Genomic DNA, 14,653 nt, shown 5'->3' on the forward strand with positions numbered 1-14,653 from the left:
GGGGCCGGATTGTCAGTGGTGGGCAGCAAGCTGGAGGGGCGCCACCGCTGTGCGGGGCGTACGCGCCGCGAGGGCGCGGGACCGACGACGCCGACACGGGGAGAGCCGACCGATGCCCACCGCCGTTCTGACCGATCGTGAACGCACCGCCGTCCAAGCCTATCTGCGGCTGCTGCACACCGTCCGGGCCGCCTTCGACGTGGAGGGGGGCCCGCCGCTCGTCCCGCCGGCAGTGCTCGCCGAGGCGGAGCAGGCCCTGGAGCGCGCCGGACTGACCGGCAACGAGGAGGCGTTCTTCCGCCTCCTGGAGAACTGGTGCCCGGAGCCTGGTCCCTGACCTGCCGCGCCGAAGCAGGCTCCGGAGCCTGCCGGATGCCCCGGGCCGCGGGCCGGGACCGGGACCCGCTCCGGCGGAGGGCTCGGGCCGCGGCCCGGGACCGGGACCCGGAGACCTGCTGAGGTACCCCCACCCCGGCCGGGAAGCCGGCCCGAAGCCCCGCGGGTGGCCCGGCCGCGGGCCGGATACGGACCGCACCTGGCGGACGACTCGGCCGCGGGTCCGACGCCGAATCCACACTCCGGCGGTGGTCCCAGGCCGCGGCCCGGGACCAGTCGGTACGCGACCCCCTCGCGCGGCCCCGGAGACCTGCTGAGATGCCCCAACCGCGGCGTGCACCCCCGGCCCGGCGGGCGGCCCGCCAGCAGGCCGGATGCGAGACTCGCGTCCGGCATGCGGCCCGGCCACGAACCCGAAGCCGAATCCACCCCGGCGGCGAGCCCAGGCCGCGGCCCGGGACCGGGCCCCGGAGACCTGCTGAGCTGCCCCGCCCGCGGCATGCACCGCCGGCCCGGCCGCAAGCCGGATGCGGGCCGGATGCCAAGCCCGCACTCCGGCGGCGGGCCCACGCCCCCCCGGGTCCGGCGGATGGCTGTGTCCGCCCGCCGGGCCCGGGTTTCCGGGGCTGAGGGTCCGGTTTTCCCGTCCTGGTGCCGTGAGGGGGCTCGCGGAGTGGACTCAGGTGTGCGGTACCGCTATCGCCGTCGCGATCAGGCCCCGCCCCGCCGTCCAGCGGCCGTCGAAGTGGCCGACGCGGCGGGCGCCCACCCGCGGGCCGGGGACGAGCAACGTCGCGCGGAAGGTGCCGCCGGCGGTGAGGTCGATGTCGGCCTCCATGAAGTCCAGCCACTTCCCGGTGAGGGGGAACCACGCCTTGTAGACGGACTCCTTGGCGCTGAACAGCAGCCGGTCCCAGTGGATGTCGGGGCGTTCGGCCGCGAGCCTGCGCAGGCGGTCCGCCTCGGCCGGCAGGGACACGGACGGCAGGACGCCCTCGGGCAGCGGGCCGTGGGTCTCGGCGTCGATGCCGAGGGACGCGAGGTCGGAGGCGCGCACCAGGGCGGCGGCGCAGTAGCCGTCGCAGTGGGTCATGCTGCCGGCCAGCCCGGCCGGCCAGCGGGGGGCGCCGCGCTCCCCGGGCAGGACCGGCTGCGGCGGCACGCCGAGCTTCTCCATGGCGCGGCGGGCACAGGAGCGCACGGCGGCGAACTCCCCGCGCCGCTTGGCGACCGCCCGGGTCATGAGCGCCGCCTCCTCGGGGAACAGCGGGGTGTCCGCGTCCTCGTGGCCGTAGGCCTCCACGGCGACCACGGCCTCCGGCAGCAGTTCCTCGATCACAGCTCCTCGCCCTCCCTCGGCAGGACGCGCCGCAGCCGCCCCGGCGGTCCGGACCGCTTGCTCCACTCGCGCGGATAGCCCACCGACACCTCCTCGAAGCGCACGCCCTCGTGCCAGGTGGTGCGGGGGATGTGCAGATGGCCGTAGACCATCGTGTGGACGCGGAACCTGCGGTGCCAGTCGGCGGTCAGGTCGGTGCCGCACCACATGGCGAACTCGGGGTGCCACAGGACGTCCATCGGATGCCGGTGCAGCGGGTAGTGGTTGACCGGGATCACCGGCAGGCCGTCGGGCAGTGCGGCGAGTCTGCGTTCGGTCTCGGCGACCCGGGCCCGGCACCAGGCCTCCCGGCTCGGGTACGGGTCGGGGTGCAGCAGGTACTCGTCGGAGCACACGACCCCGGTGCCCTGCGCGTACTCCAGGCCCTGCTCCTTGGTCGTGCAGCCGGCCGGAAGGAACGAGTAGTCGTACAGGAGGAACAGCGGCGCGACGGCGACCGGGCCGCCCGGGCCCTCCCAGACCGGGTAGGGGTCCTCGGGTGTCGTCACGCCGAGTTCGCGGCACATCTCGACCAGGTACTCGTACCGGGCGGCACCGCGCAGGGTGACGGCGTCGCTCGGATGGGTCCACAGCTCGTGGTTGCCAGGCACCCACACGACCCTGCGGAAGCGGGCCGCGAGCGTCTTCAGGGTCCAGCGGATGTCCGACACGGTCTCCGCCACGTCCCCGGCGACGAGCAGCCAGTCGTCGTCCGTCCCGGGCCGCATGCCCTCGACCAGGGCGCGGTTCTCCGGGTAGCCGATGTGCAGATCGCTGATGGCCAAGAGCTGTGCGGCGCCACCGGCCGTCGACGTCACCTCTCGCCCCCTCCGCGCACCCGGACGCCCCCCAAGAGATCACATCCGCGCGACCGGGACAAGAGCGGCCCGGGGGCCGCGGCGGGAGAAATCCTTCACCGGGGCGTTGCACGACGAGGCCCGCCGAAGCCGTATGATCTGGCCCAACACCACCGCTGAAACTTCCCTTTCACAGGGGCGGTTTGGTGTCCCTCCATTTTCCTGCCCGGGCACGGGCTGCTCAGCCCTGCCCGCGAACCGTGAAAGGCGGCGTGCATGGTCTCTCGCGTACGCGTCTGGCTCAACCGCACGTACGCGGAGAACGTGTTCTTCATGGATCAGCTGCGGAGAAATCCCAGCGACCGGGCCGTCGAGATCCACGCCACCCACGGCGACCCCGACTCGCCGGTGCTGGCCGCCGCCGACACCGCCGATCTGGAGCCCGAGAACCTGTCCCCCGCCGGGTACGTCGAGTACGCGCTGGACCAGTGCGCGCGGCGGGGCATCGACGTGTTCGTGCCCCGTCTGCACCAGTCGGCGATCGTGACGCACCGCGCCGAGTTCGAGGCGGCCGGCACGGCGGTGCTGGCGCCGCCGCCCGAGGCCGTGGCCGTCTTCCACGACAAGGTGATCGCCTACGAGGCGGTCCAGGCGATCGGCGTTCCGGTGCCGCCGTGGTACCGGGTCCGCTCGGAGGACGAACTCGTCGCCGCCGTGGAGGAATTGGAGGCCGGTGGGCACAAGGCGTGCTTCAAACCGGCGTCCGGGGCCGGCGGGGTGGGCTTCCGCGTGATCACGCGTACGCCCTTCTCGCTGACGCATCTGAGCGGGTTCCCGAGCCCGTACGTGCCGATGGACCTGGTGCTGGAGGCGCTGCGGGAGGCCGAGGAGCCGGTCGACTGGCTGGTGATGCCGCGCCTGGAGCAGCCCGAGGTGTCGGTGGACTGCCTGACCGGTCCGGACAACCGGGTCCGGCTGGCGGTGGGCCGCACCAAGAACGGCCGCCGACGGGGCTTCACCCTGCACGAGCAGTGGCTGGACCCGGCCCGGCGGATCGCCGAGGGCTTCGGTCTGCACTACCTGTCCAACATCCAGTTCCGGATGTTCGGTGACCGGCCGGTCCTCATGGACGTCAACACCCGCCCGGCCGGCGGCCTGCACCAGCTGTCCCTGTGCGGGATCAACGCCCCCTGGGCCGCCGTGCAGCTGGCGCTCGGCGAGGACCCGGGCGAGGTGGTCCCGCCGTTCCTTGGCCAGGACTACACCGTGGTGTCGGGATTGCGTCCGCTGCGGCCGGTGTCGCTGCCGCAGCCGCGACCGGAGGCGACGGATCCGCTGCCCGCGGTACCCGCGCCCACGGCGGCCGAACCGGTCTCTTCCGTCGGGGCGGCGGCCCAGGCGCTGCCCCTCTGAGGCCTCAGCCCCTGGCCGCGAGCGCCTCGCGCCAGACGGGGCTGTCGACGTAGTGGTTGTCGAAGCGTTCGGAGGAGTCCTTGATCTCCTGCGGGTCGGCCTCGCCGCGCATCACGCGGCCCAGCAGCCGCAGATAGTCGAAGCGTCCCGCGCCCGGGGTGAAGACGAACAGCACGTCGGCCGTCGCACCGGGCGCGGCGGCGAAGGCGTGCGGGGTGTGCGGCGGTACGAGAAGGAAGTCGCCGGCTCGCAGCACGGTGATCTCCTCGCCCACCAGGACCTGGAGCGCGCCGTCGATCACGTAGAACATCTCGGACGCCTCGGTGTGCAGGTGGGCGGGGGCGCCGACCGCGCCTTCCGCGAACGTCGACCGGTAGCTGGTGAGCCGCCCGCCGGTGTTCCCGGAGTCGGCGAGCAGCGTCATCACGCTGCTGGGGTCGCGCGTCGTCTCGGCCTCGGCGGCACGGGTGAGGACCGGTGCGAAGCCGCTGCCGCTGTTTCCCGTTTCGTTCTGTGTCGTCGTCATGACATCGACTCTAGGGAGCCGGGCGACCCACGGCAGGGGGCATTCCGGTGCCGTGATCGTGGGTCAATTCGACGGTGCCAGACGCGGGCCCCCTGCCCGGGACGGTGCCAGACGCGGGCCCCCTGCCCGGGACGGTGCCTGATGTGGCCTCCGCCCGGACGGTGTCGGATGCGGCCCCCGCCCGGACGGTGTCGGATGCGGCCCCCGCCCCGGGACGGTGCCAGAAGCAGCCCCGCCCCGGGTCAGCGCCCTCGCGCGATCAGGCCCCGGCCTCTTGGCCCCGGCGCAGCCGGAGGGTGAGGATCTGGAAGGGCCGCAGCGTGACGGCGACGGCGCCGTCGGTGATCTCCGCTTCCTCCAGCGGCCGCTCCAGCAGGTCGGTGATCTGGGCTCCGGCCAGCGGGAACCCGGTGCGCAGGAAGCCGGTGGCCCGGCCGCCGCGCGACTCGTAGAGGCGTACGACGACATCGCCGGAGGCGTCGTCGGCGAGTTTGACCGCCTCCACGGTCACGCCCTCGCCCTCGGCGGAGACCACCGGTTCGGGGGCGCCTGCCGCCTCCGCCACCCGGAGCGGCAGGTTGAGGGCGTAGCCCCCGGCGACGGCGTCCTCGATGGTCGCGCCGGGCAGCAGCGCGTAGGTGAAGCGGTGGCGGCCCTGGTCGGCCTCGGGGTCCGGGATGCGCGGGGCGCGGACCAGGCTGAGGCGGACGGTGGTCGTGGTGCCTCCGTCCTCGCGGACCGTGCGGGAGACGTCGTGGCCGTACGTCGAGTCGTTGATGACGGCGACGCCGTAGCCGGGTTCGCCGAGGTGCACCCAGCGGTGGCCGGAGACCTCGAAGCGGGCCGCCTCCCAGCTGGTGTTGGTGTGGGTGGGGCGCTGGATGTGACCGAACTGGATCTCGGCGGAGGAGTGCGGGGCCCGGATGTCGACCGGGAAGGCCGCCTTGAGGATCTTCTCGCTCTCGTGCCAGTCGATGTCGGTCTCGATGTCGATCCGGGGGCTGCCGGCGCGGACGGTGATCGTCTGGGTGATCGTGGAGCCCTTGCCGAAGGCCCGCTCGACGCGGATGGCGCCGATCAGCGGATCCTGCTCGGTGACCGTGACGGACGAGGCGTCCAGCAGGTCGGTGTAGCGGTTCTTGTAGTGCTTGTCGATGTCCCAGGCGTCCCAGTAGTTGGGCAGGTCCGTGTGCAGCCGGAGCAGGTTGCCCGGCTCGGCGAGGACCTCGCGGCCGGCGCGCAGATCGCGGACGGAGGACAGGGTGCCGTCCTCGGCCACCTCCACACGGACCAGTCCGTTGTCGAGGGCCAGGCCGTCCACCGTCACGGCCTGCGGGGGCGCGGTGTCGGCGAGGGGCGCGGAACCGTTCGCGGGCACTTCCACGAACACCGGTGCGCCGTCGGCGGTGCGGACCACTTCGGCGCGGTCGTAGGGGCTGGTGTTGAAAACGCGGGGCTCGCCGATGCCCAGCGCGGCCACCGCCTCGGCGGTCAGCGCGTGCAGCTCGCGCGCGACGCGGGCGTACTCCGCCTCGGCCTCGCGGTGCACCCAGGCGATGGAGGAGCCGGGCAGGATGTCGTGGAACTGGTGCAGCAGCACCGTCTTCCACAGCCGGTCCAGCTTCTCGTGCGGGTAGCTGTAGCCCGGCGCGTGCAGCGCGGCCGTGGTCGCCCACAGTTCCGCCTCGCGCAGGAGGTGCTCGGAGCGGCGGTTGCCCTGCTTGGTGCGGGCCTGGGAGGTGTAGGTGGCGCGGTGCAGCTCCAGGTAGAGCTCGCCGACCCACACCGGCGCGTCCGGGTACTCCTCGCGGGCCTTGGCGAAGAACTCGTCGGGGTGCTCGACGACGACCTTGGCGGAGCCTTCCAGGTCCGCCAGCCGGCGGGCGCGCTCCATGATCTCGCGGGTGGGGCCACCGCCGCCGTCACCCCAGCCGAAGGGCGCCAGGGACCGGCTGGCGCCTCCCTTCTCCCGGTAGTTGCGGACCGCGCGGGACATCTCCTCACCGCTGAAGCGGGCGTTGTAGGTGTCGACCGGCGGGAAGTGCGTGAAGATGCGGGTGCCGTCGATGCCCTCCCACCAGAAGGTGTGGTGGGGGAACCGGTTGGTCTGGTTCCAGGAGATCTTCTGGGTGAGGAACCAGTCGTTGCCGGCGAGCTTGGCGATCTGCGGGTAGGCCGCGTTGTAGCCGAAGGAGTCCGGCAGCCACACGCCCTTGGTCTCGATGCCGAAGTGCTCGATGAAGAACCGCTTGCCGTGGATGAACTGGCGGGCGACGGCCTCGCCGCCGGGCAGGTTGCCGTCGGACTCGACCCACATGCCGCCGACCGGCGCCCACTGGCCGTTCTTGACGGACTCCTGGATGCGGGCCCAGACCTTCGGGTAGTTGTCGCGCACCCACTCGTACTGCTGGGCCTGCGAGCAGGCGAAGATGAAGTCGTCGTACTCGTCGGCGAGCGAGGTGACGTTGGAGAAGGTGCGGGACGTCTTGCGCTTGGTCTCGCGGATGGGCCAGAGCCAGGCGGAGTCGATGTGGGCGTGGCCGACACCGGAGATCGTGTGCGCGCTGGCGTGCGCGGGCTTGGACAGCACCGGCTTCAGTGCCTCGCGGATCGCGGCGGCGGAGCCGGAGACGTCGTCCAGGTCGAGCAGGTCCATGGCCCGGTCGAGGGCGTGGGCGATCTCGTGCCGGCGCGGGTCGTGCTCGCCGAGCTCCAGCATCAGTTCGCGCAGTACCTGCACGTCGAGGTCGAGGTGCCAGACCTCCTCGTCGAGGATGGCGAGGTCGGCGCTGCGGAAGGTGTAGAGGGGCTCGTCGCCCGCGGTGAGCTTGTCGCCGAGCGGGGTGGTCTTCGAGAAGTTGTCCGCGAGGATGTCCGGGTTGGAAGCAGCCTCGACCAGGTAGTCGACCGTCTCGCCGCCCTGCGCGGGGTTGGCGATCGCCACGTACTGGTTGAGCGGGTTGACGGCCTTGAGCGGGGTGCCGTCGGTGAGGTGCACGAGGGCCTCGGCCTGGTTGCCGGGCCAGTCGCCGACGAAACCGAGGTCGATGACGGCCTCGACACGTCGGCCCGCCCATTCCCCGGGTACCTGTCCGCGCATGCGGAACCAGGTGGTGCCCCAGGGCGGGCCCCACGGGGTACCCATCGCGAACGGCTCGTAGGAGGCGGCGGCGGCCTCCTCGAACGGGACCGGCTCCCCGGGGGCCTGCCAGGCCTCCACCTCGAAGGGGACGGTGGCCGCGTAGACCGCGGTCTTGATGCGCTGGTCGTGAAGGCGCTGCACGCGCTCCTCGATGCGGCGGCTTTCGTCGTGCATGGGATGTCTCCAGGAAGCGGGGAAGAGCGAGCAGGCGGGAAGCGACCCCGGGGAAAGCGCTTACCGATCGGCGTTCACCTAAGGTACGCCAGCCCCGGATGGACCTCGGCGTAGCCCTCCACCAGCCTGCGGGCCACGTTGACGGAGTCGACCAGCGGGTGCAGGGCGAAGGCCTTCACCGCGGTCGCGCGGGAGCCGGAGCCGGCGGCGGCCAACACCTCGCGCTCGACCGCCTTGACCGCGCAGACCAGGCCGGTGGCGTGATCGGGCAGCGGGTCGACGGTGACGGGGTGGGCGCCGTTGGCGTCGACGAGGCAGGGAACCTCGATGACGGCCTCCGCGTCCAGGACCGACAGCGTGCGCTGGTTGCGGACGTTGAGGATCAGGGTGGTGCGCTCGTCCCGGGCGATGGCCCGCATCAGCGCGAGCGCGACCTTCTCGTAGCCGCCGGACAGGTCGTCCTCATCGCGTTCACCCGCGCCCGCTGTCTCGCGGTTCTCGGCCATGTACGTGGCCTCGCGCTCGGCGCGGGTGCGGTCCCAGACCCTCAGGGCGGGGGCGTGCGGGTTCTTCATCTCGGCGTAGAAGCGGGCCTGCTGCTCGTGCAGGAACGCGCCGCGGGTCTTCTCGGCCTGCTGGTAGGCGCGTACGGCCTCGCGGTTGAAGTAGTAGTAGTGCAGGTACTCGTTGGGGATAGCGCCCAGGGAGCGCAGCCAGTCGGCGCCGAAGAGCTTGCCCTCCTCGAAGGAGCCGAGCAGATCGGGGTCGGCGAGCAGACGCGGCAGCTCGTCGCGGCCGGCGACGCGCAGGCCGCGCACCCAGCCGAGGTGGTTGAGGCCGACGTAGTCGATCCACGCCTCCCCCGGGTTCTCCACGCCGAGCACCCGGGCGATACGGCGGCCGAGACCGACCGGGGAGTCGCAGATGCCGATGACACGGTTGCCGAGGTGACGGGACATGGCCTCGGTGACCAGGCCGGCCGGGTTGGTGAAGTTGATGACCCAGGCGTCGGGGGCGAGCCGGGCCACGCGTTGCGCGATGTCGACGGCGACCGGGACCGTGCGCAGGCCGTAGGCGATGCCGCCCGCGCCCACGGTCTCCTGCCCCAGCACGCCCTCGGCCAGGGCCACGCGCTCGTCGTGCGCGCGTCCTTCCAGGCCGCCCACGCGGATCGCGGAGAACACGAAGTCGGCGCCGCGCAAGGCCTCGTCGAGGTCGGTGGTGGCGGTCACCTCGGGCGCGTCGGCCACTTGGGCCGCCTGCTCGGCGAGGACGCGTGTCACCGCCGACAGCCGCCCGGCGTCCAGATCGTGCAGGACGACGTGGGTCACCCGCCCCTCGGCATGGTCCTGGAGGAGCGCTCCGTACACCAGCGGCACGCGGAATCCTCCGCCGCCCAGAATCGTCAGCTTCACCGGGTTCCTCCGATAGGGCAGGCTGCGGACGGCATGTGGCGGGAACCGGACACGCGCCACCTCCTTGGACTTGCTTCAGGGCCCCGGGCCGGCTCCGGCCCCGCTGGTGTCGGGAGAGCGAGAGCCCTCTGTGTGCGGAACGGCGGGGCGGCCCGGTCCGGGCGCCCGTCGGCCGGGAGAGAGTTCAAGCCTGCACCTTTCCCGCCACGACGACCTCGACGCCCGCCTCCTGGAAGGAGGTGCGCGTGACCGCGTCGACCGGCTCGTTCGTCACGACCGCGGTCAGGTCCTCGGGGCCGCAGACCTTCGCCATCCCGTGCCCCGGGAACTTCGCCGTGTCGGCGAGCAGCACCACCTTCTCGCTCGCCTTGATCATGGCTCGCTTCACCGGCACCTCCACGACCGTCGTGTCCATGACCTGACCGCCGGGCCGCACCCCGCTGGTGCCCAGGAAGAGCCAGTCGGCGTGCAGCTGGCGCAGGTTGTCCTCGGTGAGGAAGCCGACCAGGGAGCGGTACTCGCGGCGGACCATGCCGCCGAGCAGGACCAGCTCGATGCCCTCGTCGTCGGCGAGTTCCTCGTAGACCACCAGGTTGCTGGTGATCACGGTGAGCCGGCGGCCGTGCAGCTGCCGGGCCAGGCGGTAGGCCGTCGTCCCGATGTCCAGCAGAACCGACTGGCCGTCGCTGATCATCGCGGCGGCTCGTTCGGCTATGGCGTCCTTCTCGGTGACGCGCACCTCGGCGACCTCGGCGAAGGGCTGGTCGCCCTCCTCCACGACGGCGCCGCCGTGCACGCGCGTGAGCAGTCCGTCTTCTTCCAGTTTGACCAGGTCACGCCTAATTGTGGCGGGACTCACGCCCAACTGCTCCGAGAGGTCGGTCACGGCCGCGGGCCCGCCGGAGCGCAGGGCCCGCAGGATGAGGTGGTGTCGTCGTTCTGCCAGCACGGCGTGCACATTACTCGTCATCTTCAATCATCGCCATGCTTATTTCTGCTCGGGTATTGACCAATCTCGGCAAGGCAGCGCACGATTCCGGTCACCGAAATGAAGAGTTTTGACGATCTCCGTCGAAGCCGTGAGCGAGAGGACACATCCGTGGACGGTGACCGGCCCGATGTGCTGCTGACCGGCCTGCTCTTCTACGACCTCGTCCTGACGGGGCTCGGCAAGCCGCCGACGCCGGGCGAGGAGATCTGGACCGGGGGCATGGGCTGCGGCCCGGGCGGCATCGCGAACCTCGCGGTGGCCGCCTCCCGCTTCGGCCTCAGGACCTCCCTGGCCACGGTCTTCGGCGACGACTTCTACGGCGGGTACTGCCAGGACGTCCTCGGCGGCCAGGAAGGCGTCGACCTCTCGCTCTCCCGTACGGCGGACGGCTGGCCCACCCCGGTCACCGTCTCCTTCGCCCACGATCACGACCGGGCCCTGCTCACCCACGGCCAGGAGCCGCCGTACTCGCAGGACGTGCTGATGGGCGACCCGCCCGACGCGCTGACCGCCCTGGTGCACATCGAGGCCCGGCCGCGCGAGTGGCTCGCCAAGGCCGCGGCGAACGGCACGCGGATCTACGCCGACGTCGGCTGGGACCCCTCCCAGGAGTGGCCGACGGCCCTCCTGGAGCAGCTGTCCCTGTGCCACGCCTTCCTCCCGAACGAGGCCGAGGCGATGGCCTACACCCGCACCGACAGCGCGCCGGCCGCGCTCGGCACGCTCTCGGAGCTGGTGCCGGTCGCCGTGGTGACCCGGGGCGGGGACGGCGCCATCGCCGTCGACCAGATCACCGGCGAGTACGCCGATGTCCCGGCCCTGGACACCGACGTCCTGGACGCGACGGGCGCCGGGGACGTCTTCGGCGCGAGCTTCGTCGCGGCGTCCCTCGGCGGCTGGCCGCTGGCGGAACGGCTGCGCTTCGCGGTGCTGGCGGCCGGGCTGTCCGTCGGGCACCACGGCGGCGCCCTCGCGGCCCCCGGCTGGCACGGCGTCGACCGCTGGTGGCGCTCCCTGACCGACCCGGAGCTGAAGCGGTCCTACGGATTCCTCGTGGACCGGCTCCCGGCGAACCCCGGACCGCCCGTGCACCACGCCCCTGTCACCCCGCCTGCCCCGAACACCCCCGTCACCCCGCACACCCCCGTCGGTCCGCAAACCCCCTTCGGTCCGCGCGCCTCCGAAGGGCCGCACCGACCACCCACCCCTCCGGCACGTCGAACAGGAACAACAGGAGTGACCCGTGGACCTTTCTCGTAGAGGCTTCCTCCAGGCCGCCGCGCTGACCGCGGCCGCCTCCGGTCTGACCGTCGCCTGCGGTGGCGGCTCCGGCTCGGCCGGCAGCAAGAACGGCAAGAACCTCACCTTGTGGTACTGGGGGGGCGCGCTCAGCGACAAGGTGGTCGCCGAGGCGAAGACGCACTTCGGCAGCCAGGTGAAGCTGACCGTTGCCTCCATCGGCGGCGACTTCAAGCAGAAGCTGACCACCACTCTCGCGGCGGGCGCCTCCGTGCCCGACATCACCGGCATCAAGGGCGAGGACATGGCGTCCTTCCTGCCCAACGCGAATCGCTTCCTCGACCTGAACGACCTGGGCTTCAAGAAGATCGCGTCGCAGTACCTGGACTGGAAGACCAAGCTCGCCCGGACCGAGGACGGCAAGCAGATCGGCTTCCCGATCGACATCGGCCCGACCGCGCTCTTCTACCGCGCTGACATGTTCGACGAGGCCGGGCTGCCCACGGACCCCGACAAGGTCGCCTCCCGGGCCGGGACCTGGGAGGAGTACTTCGCGCTGGGCACCGAGCTGCGCGCGAAGGTGCCGGGCACCTACCTGGTCAACAACATCGGCTCGGTCTTCACCATGGCGGTCGGGCAGGGCACCGAGCGGTTCATCGACAGGGACAACCGCTTCATCGGCGACCAGGACCACATCCGCAAGGCCTGGACCACGGCGGTCCGCCCCCACACCCTCGGCATCGACGCCAAGATCAACGACAACACCTGGAACGCCGCCGTCGGCAAGACCCTCAGCACCGAACTCGGTGCGGCCTGGCACGCCCTGGACATCGAGCAGGCGGCCCCCAAGACCAAGGGCAGCTGGCGGGTCTGCGCGATGCCCGGCGGCCCGGCCAACCAGGGCGGCTCCTACCTGGCCCTGCCCAAGCAGTGCCGGAACCCCGAAGAGGCGTTCAAGATCATCAGCTGGATCCTCAGCCCGGAGAACGACGCCCGCGGCTTCGCCGACGCCGCCATCTTCCCCGCCGCACCGGCGGCGTACACCATGCCGGCCATGACGGGCGGCGACCCCTTCTTCGGCGGGCAGAAGGTCATCGAGGTCTTCGGCCCCGCCGCCAAGGCCATCCCGGCCGCCTACGAGGCACCCGCCGACGCCGCCGTCATGGCGCCTTTCATGACCGAACTGTCCAGCATCGAGGCCAAGGGCAAGAAGGCCGACGACGCCTGGAAGGACGCGGTCGCCCAGGCCAGGCAGATCGCCCGGCGGCAGGGGGTGAACTGAGGTGTCCTCACCTCCGGTCGCCGGTTCCGCCGCGGTGCCCCGGCGCCACGGCGGGCCCGGCCCGGCCCGCTTCCGCCCGCGGCGCACCGCGCCCGCGGGCGCGGTGCGACCGACGCGTCGCGAGGTGCTGTCCCACTGGCGGCAGTACCTGGCGGTCTCGCCCTTCTTCCTGATCTTCGGCGTCTTCTCGTTCTTCCCGGTCCTGTACTCGCTGTACCTCTCCTTCCAGCGCTGGGACGGCATGGGCACCGTGCAGTTCGTGGGACTGCAGCAGTTCCGGTTCCTTCTGGACGACCCGGTCTTCTGGCTGTCGATCCGCAACACCCTGGTGATCTGGGTGCTGTCCACCGTCCCCACGCTGTTCGGTGCCCTGGTGCTGGCGACGCTGCTGCATTCGGTGCGCCGCTTCAAGGGCTTCTACCGCATCGCCCTCTACATACCGAACGTCACCTCGATCGTCGCGGTGTCGATCTTCTTCGGGGCGGTGTTCAGCAACAACTTCGGCCTGGTCAACGCGATCCTGGGCACCGTCGGCATCTCACCCGTCCCGTGGCTGAGCAATCCGTGGCTGATCAAACTGGTCATCGCGCTGCTGATGACCTGGATGTGGACCGGCTACAACATGATCATCTACCTGGCCGGCCTCCAGGCCATCCCCACCCAGATCTATGAGGCGGCCAGGCTGGACGGCGCCGGCCCGATCCGCACGTTCTTCCAGATCACCATGCCGATCATGCGGCCCATCATCCTGTTCACGGTCATCATCTCGACCATCAACGGCCTGCAGAGCTTCAGCGAACCCCAGGTCATGTTCGGCAGCAACGCCGCCAACCCCAACCTCGGCGGGCCCGGCCAGGCGGGCCTGACCACGCTTCTGTACTTCTACCAGTCGGCCTTCGTGAACAACGACTACGGCTACGGCGCGGCCATCGTGTGGGCCTTCTTCGTACTGATCATGCTGCTGGTCGTCGTCAACTGGCGCGTCGTCCAGCGCGGGAGGAAGTCATGACCGCAGTGGTCCCGAGGCGGTCACGGCGTCCCAAGGGCCTGACCGCGCACATCGTCCTCGCCCTGGCCGTCCTGATCTCGGTCTTCCCGTTCGCGTGGACGATCGTCATGGCGACGAACACCACCGAGGACATCTACAAGAGCCCGCCGAAACTGACCTTCGGTTCCCATCTGCTGGAGAACGTCCGGCACGTGCTCGACACCATCGACTTCTTCGGGTCGATGCTGAACACGGTCGTCGTCGCCTCCGTCACCACCGTCCTGGTCCTCTTCATCGACTCCCTGGCGGCGTTCGTCTTCGCCAAGTTCGACTTCCCCGGGCGCAAGGTGCTGTTCGCGACGCTGGTCGGCTTCATGATGCTGCCGCTCCAGCTGGCCGTCCTCCCCCAGTTCATCCTCATGTCCGACATCGGCTGGGTCGGCACGCTCAAGGCACTGGTCCTCCCGGCCCTCGCCAACGCCTTCGGCATCTTCTGGCTGCGCCAGTACATAGAGAACGGCGTGCCGGACGAACTCCTCGACGCCGCGCGCATCGACGGCGCGGGCTTCTTCCGCCAGTACTGGAACATCGTGCTGCCGATGATCAGACCGGCGCTGTCCTTCCTCGCCATCTACGCCTTCGTCAACGCCTGGAACGACTACATCTGGCCGCTCGTCGTGCTCAACGACCCCGCGCACCTCACCCTCCAGGTGGCGCTGGCCCAGCTCCACGTCGGCCACACCACCGACTACAGCATGGTCATGGCCGGTGTCCTCATGGCGTCCGTGCCGCTCGTCGTGGTCTTCACGATCTTCGCCCGCGGGTTCATCGCGGGCGCCACGGAGGGGGCGGTGCAGGGCAGTTGACGCGCCCCGGGGGCGCGGGGAACTGCGCGACCAGCCACGGCGAACGCGCACCCGGGAACGGGCCGGTGGCCCCGGGCTCTGCCGACCACACGAGAGAGGCACCCAG

Annotated in this window: 12 protein-coding genes; 6 read left to right on the top strand and 6 right to left on the bottom strand. The window is 71.3% G+C overall.

From position 1 onward, the window contains the following. Positions 1–112: 112 nt before the first annotated feature. Positions 113–337, top strand: coding sequence for a hypothetical protein (locus tag ACFY9S_RS12170; protein WP_053674984.1), 225 nt, complete (start codon positions 113–115; stop codon positions 335–337). Between the two features lie 678 nt (positions 338–1,015). Here the strand turns inward: ACFY9S_RS12170 and ACFY9S_RS12175 are convergent. Further along, positions 1,016–1,675 carry a 4'-phosphopantetheinyl transferase superfamily protein gene (locus ACFY9S_RS12175; protein ID WP_391126224.1) on the bottom strand — a complete coding sequence of 220 codons (660 nt, stop codon included), beginning with the start codon at positions 1,673–1,675 and terminating at the stop codon, positions 1,016–1,018. Then, positions 1,672–2,532, bottom strand: a complete 861-nt coding sequence (locus ACFY9S_RS12180) for a metallophosphoesterase (protein WP_391126227.1) — start codon at positions 2,530–2,532, stop codon at positions 1,672–1,674. The genes ACFY9S_RS12175 and ACFY9S_RS12180 overlap by 4 nt, the downstream gene beginning before the upstream one ends. Positions 2,533–2,787: 255 nt before the next feature. On the opposite strand from ACFY9S_RS12180, the gene ACFY9S_RS12185 reads away from it, so the two are divergent. Then, positions 2,788–3,924, top strand: a complete 1,137-nt coding sequence (locus ACFY9S_RS12185; protein WP_391126230.1) for an ATP-grasp domain-containing protein — start codon at positions 2,788–2,790, stop codon at positions 3,922–3,924. Positions 3,925–3,928: 4 nt separating this feature from the next. Here ACFY9S_RS12185 and ACFY9S_RS12190 read toward each other — a convergent pair whose 3' ends face one another. From ACFY9S_RS12190 to ACFY9S_RS12205, 4 genes are all read right to left on the bottom strand, one after another. Then, positions 3,929–4,450, bottom strand: coding sequence for a cupin domain-containing protein (locus tag ACFY9S_RS12190; RefSeq protein WP_391126233.1), 522 nt, complete (start codon positions 4,448–4,450; stop codon positions 3,929–3,931). 259 nt (positions 4,451–4,709) lie between these two features. After that, positions 4,710–7,766 carry a glycoside hydrolase family 38 C-terminal domain-containing protein gene (locus ACFY9S_RS12195; RefSeq protein ID WP_391126235.1) on the bottom strand — a complete coding sequence of 1,019 codons (3,057 nt, stop codon included), beginning with the start codon at positions 7,764–7,766 and terminating at the stop codon, positions 4,710–4,712. 74 nt (positions 7,767–7,840) lie between these two features. Then, on the bottom strand, positions 7,841–9,181 hold the full coding sequence (locus ACFY9S_RS12200; RefSeq protein WP_391126238.1) for a 6-phospho-beta-glucosidase: 1,341 nt from the start codon (positions 9,179–9,181) through the stop codon (positions 7,841–7,843). Positions 9,182–9,365: 184 nt separating this feature from the next. After that, entirely contained in the window at positions 9,366–10,130 is a 765-nt protein-coding gene (locus ACFY9S_RS12205) for a DeoR family transcriptional regulator (protein WP_391126613.1), read from the bottom strand. 150 nt (positions 10,131–10,280) lie between these two features. Between ACFY9S_RS12205 and ACFY9S_RS12210 the strand changes: the two genes are divergently transcribed. From ACFY9S_RS12210 to ACFY9S_RS12225, 4 genes are all read left to right on the top strand, one after another. Beyond that, positions 10,281–11,432 carry a PfkB family carbohydrate kinase gene (locus ACFY9S_RS12210; RefSeq protein ID WP_391126241.1) on the top strand — a complete coding sequence of 384 codons (1,152 nt, stop codon included), beginning with the start codon at positions 10,281–10,283 and terminating at the stop codon, positions 11,430–11,432. After that, positions 11,416–12,693 (top strand): extracellular solute-binding protein, encoded by a 1,278-nt coding sequence (locus ACFY9S_RS12215; RefSeq protein WP_391126244.1) that lies wholly within the window; start codon positions 11,416–11,418, stop codon positions 12,691–12,693. Before ACFY9S_RS12210 ends, ACFY9S_RS12215 begins: the two co-directional genes overlap by 17 nt. 124 nt (positions 12,694–12,817) lie before the next feature. Beyond that, complete coding sequence (locus ACFY9S_RS12220; RefSeq protein WP_391126616.1) at positions 12,818–13,702, top strand: ABC transporter permease subunit; 885 nt, start codon at positions 12,818–12,820, stop codon at positions 13,700–13,702. Further along, a complete protein-coding gene (locus tag ACFY9S_RS12225; protein WP_102913554.1) occupies positions 13,699–14,547 on the top strand; it encodes a carbohydrate ABC transporter permease in 849 nt (282 codons plus the stop codon). Before ACFY9S_RS12220 ends, ACFY9S_RS12225 begins: the two co-directional genes overlap by 4 nt. Positions 14,548–14,653: the final 106 nt, after the last annotated feature.

It is taken from the genome of Streptomyces sp. NPDC012474, assembly GCF_042955185.1.
GTDB lineage: Bacteria > Actinomycetota > Actinomycetes > Streptomycetales > Streptomycetaceae > Streptomyces > Streptomyces cahuitamycinicus.

Bases quoted from the DNA above. Each gene is read 5' to 3' on its own strand.
- ACFY9S_RS12170 (WP_053674984.1), top strand. From the start codon at position 113: ATGCCCACCGCCGTTCTGACCGATCGTGAACGCACCGCCGTCCAAGCC.
- ACFY9S_RS12185 (WP_391126230.1), top strand. From the start codon at position 2,788: ATGGTCTCTCGCGTACGCGTCTGGCTCAACCGCACGTACGCGGAGAAC.
- ACFY9S_RS12190 (WP_391126233.1), bottom strand. From the start codon at position 4,450: ATGACGACGACACAGAACGAAACGGGAAACAGCGGCAGCGGCTTCGCA.
- ACFY9S_RS12195 (WP_391126235.1), bottom strand. From the start codon at position 7,766: ATGCACGACGAAAGCCGCCGCATCGAGGAGCGCGTGCAGCGCCTTCAC.
- ACFY9S_RS12225 (WP_102913554.1), top strand. From the start codon at position 13,699: ATGACCGCAGTGGTCCCGAGGCGGTCACGGCGTCCCAAGGGCCTGACC.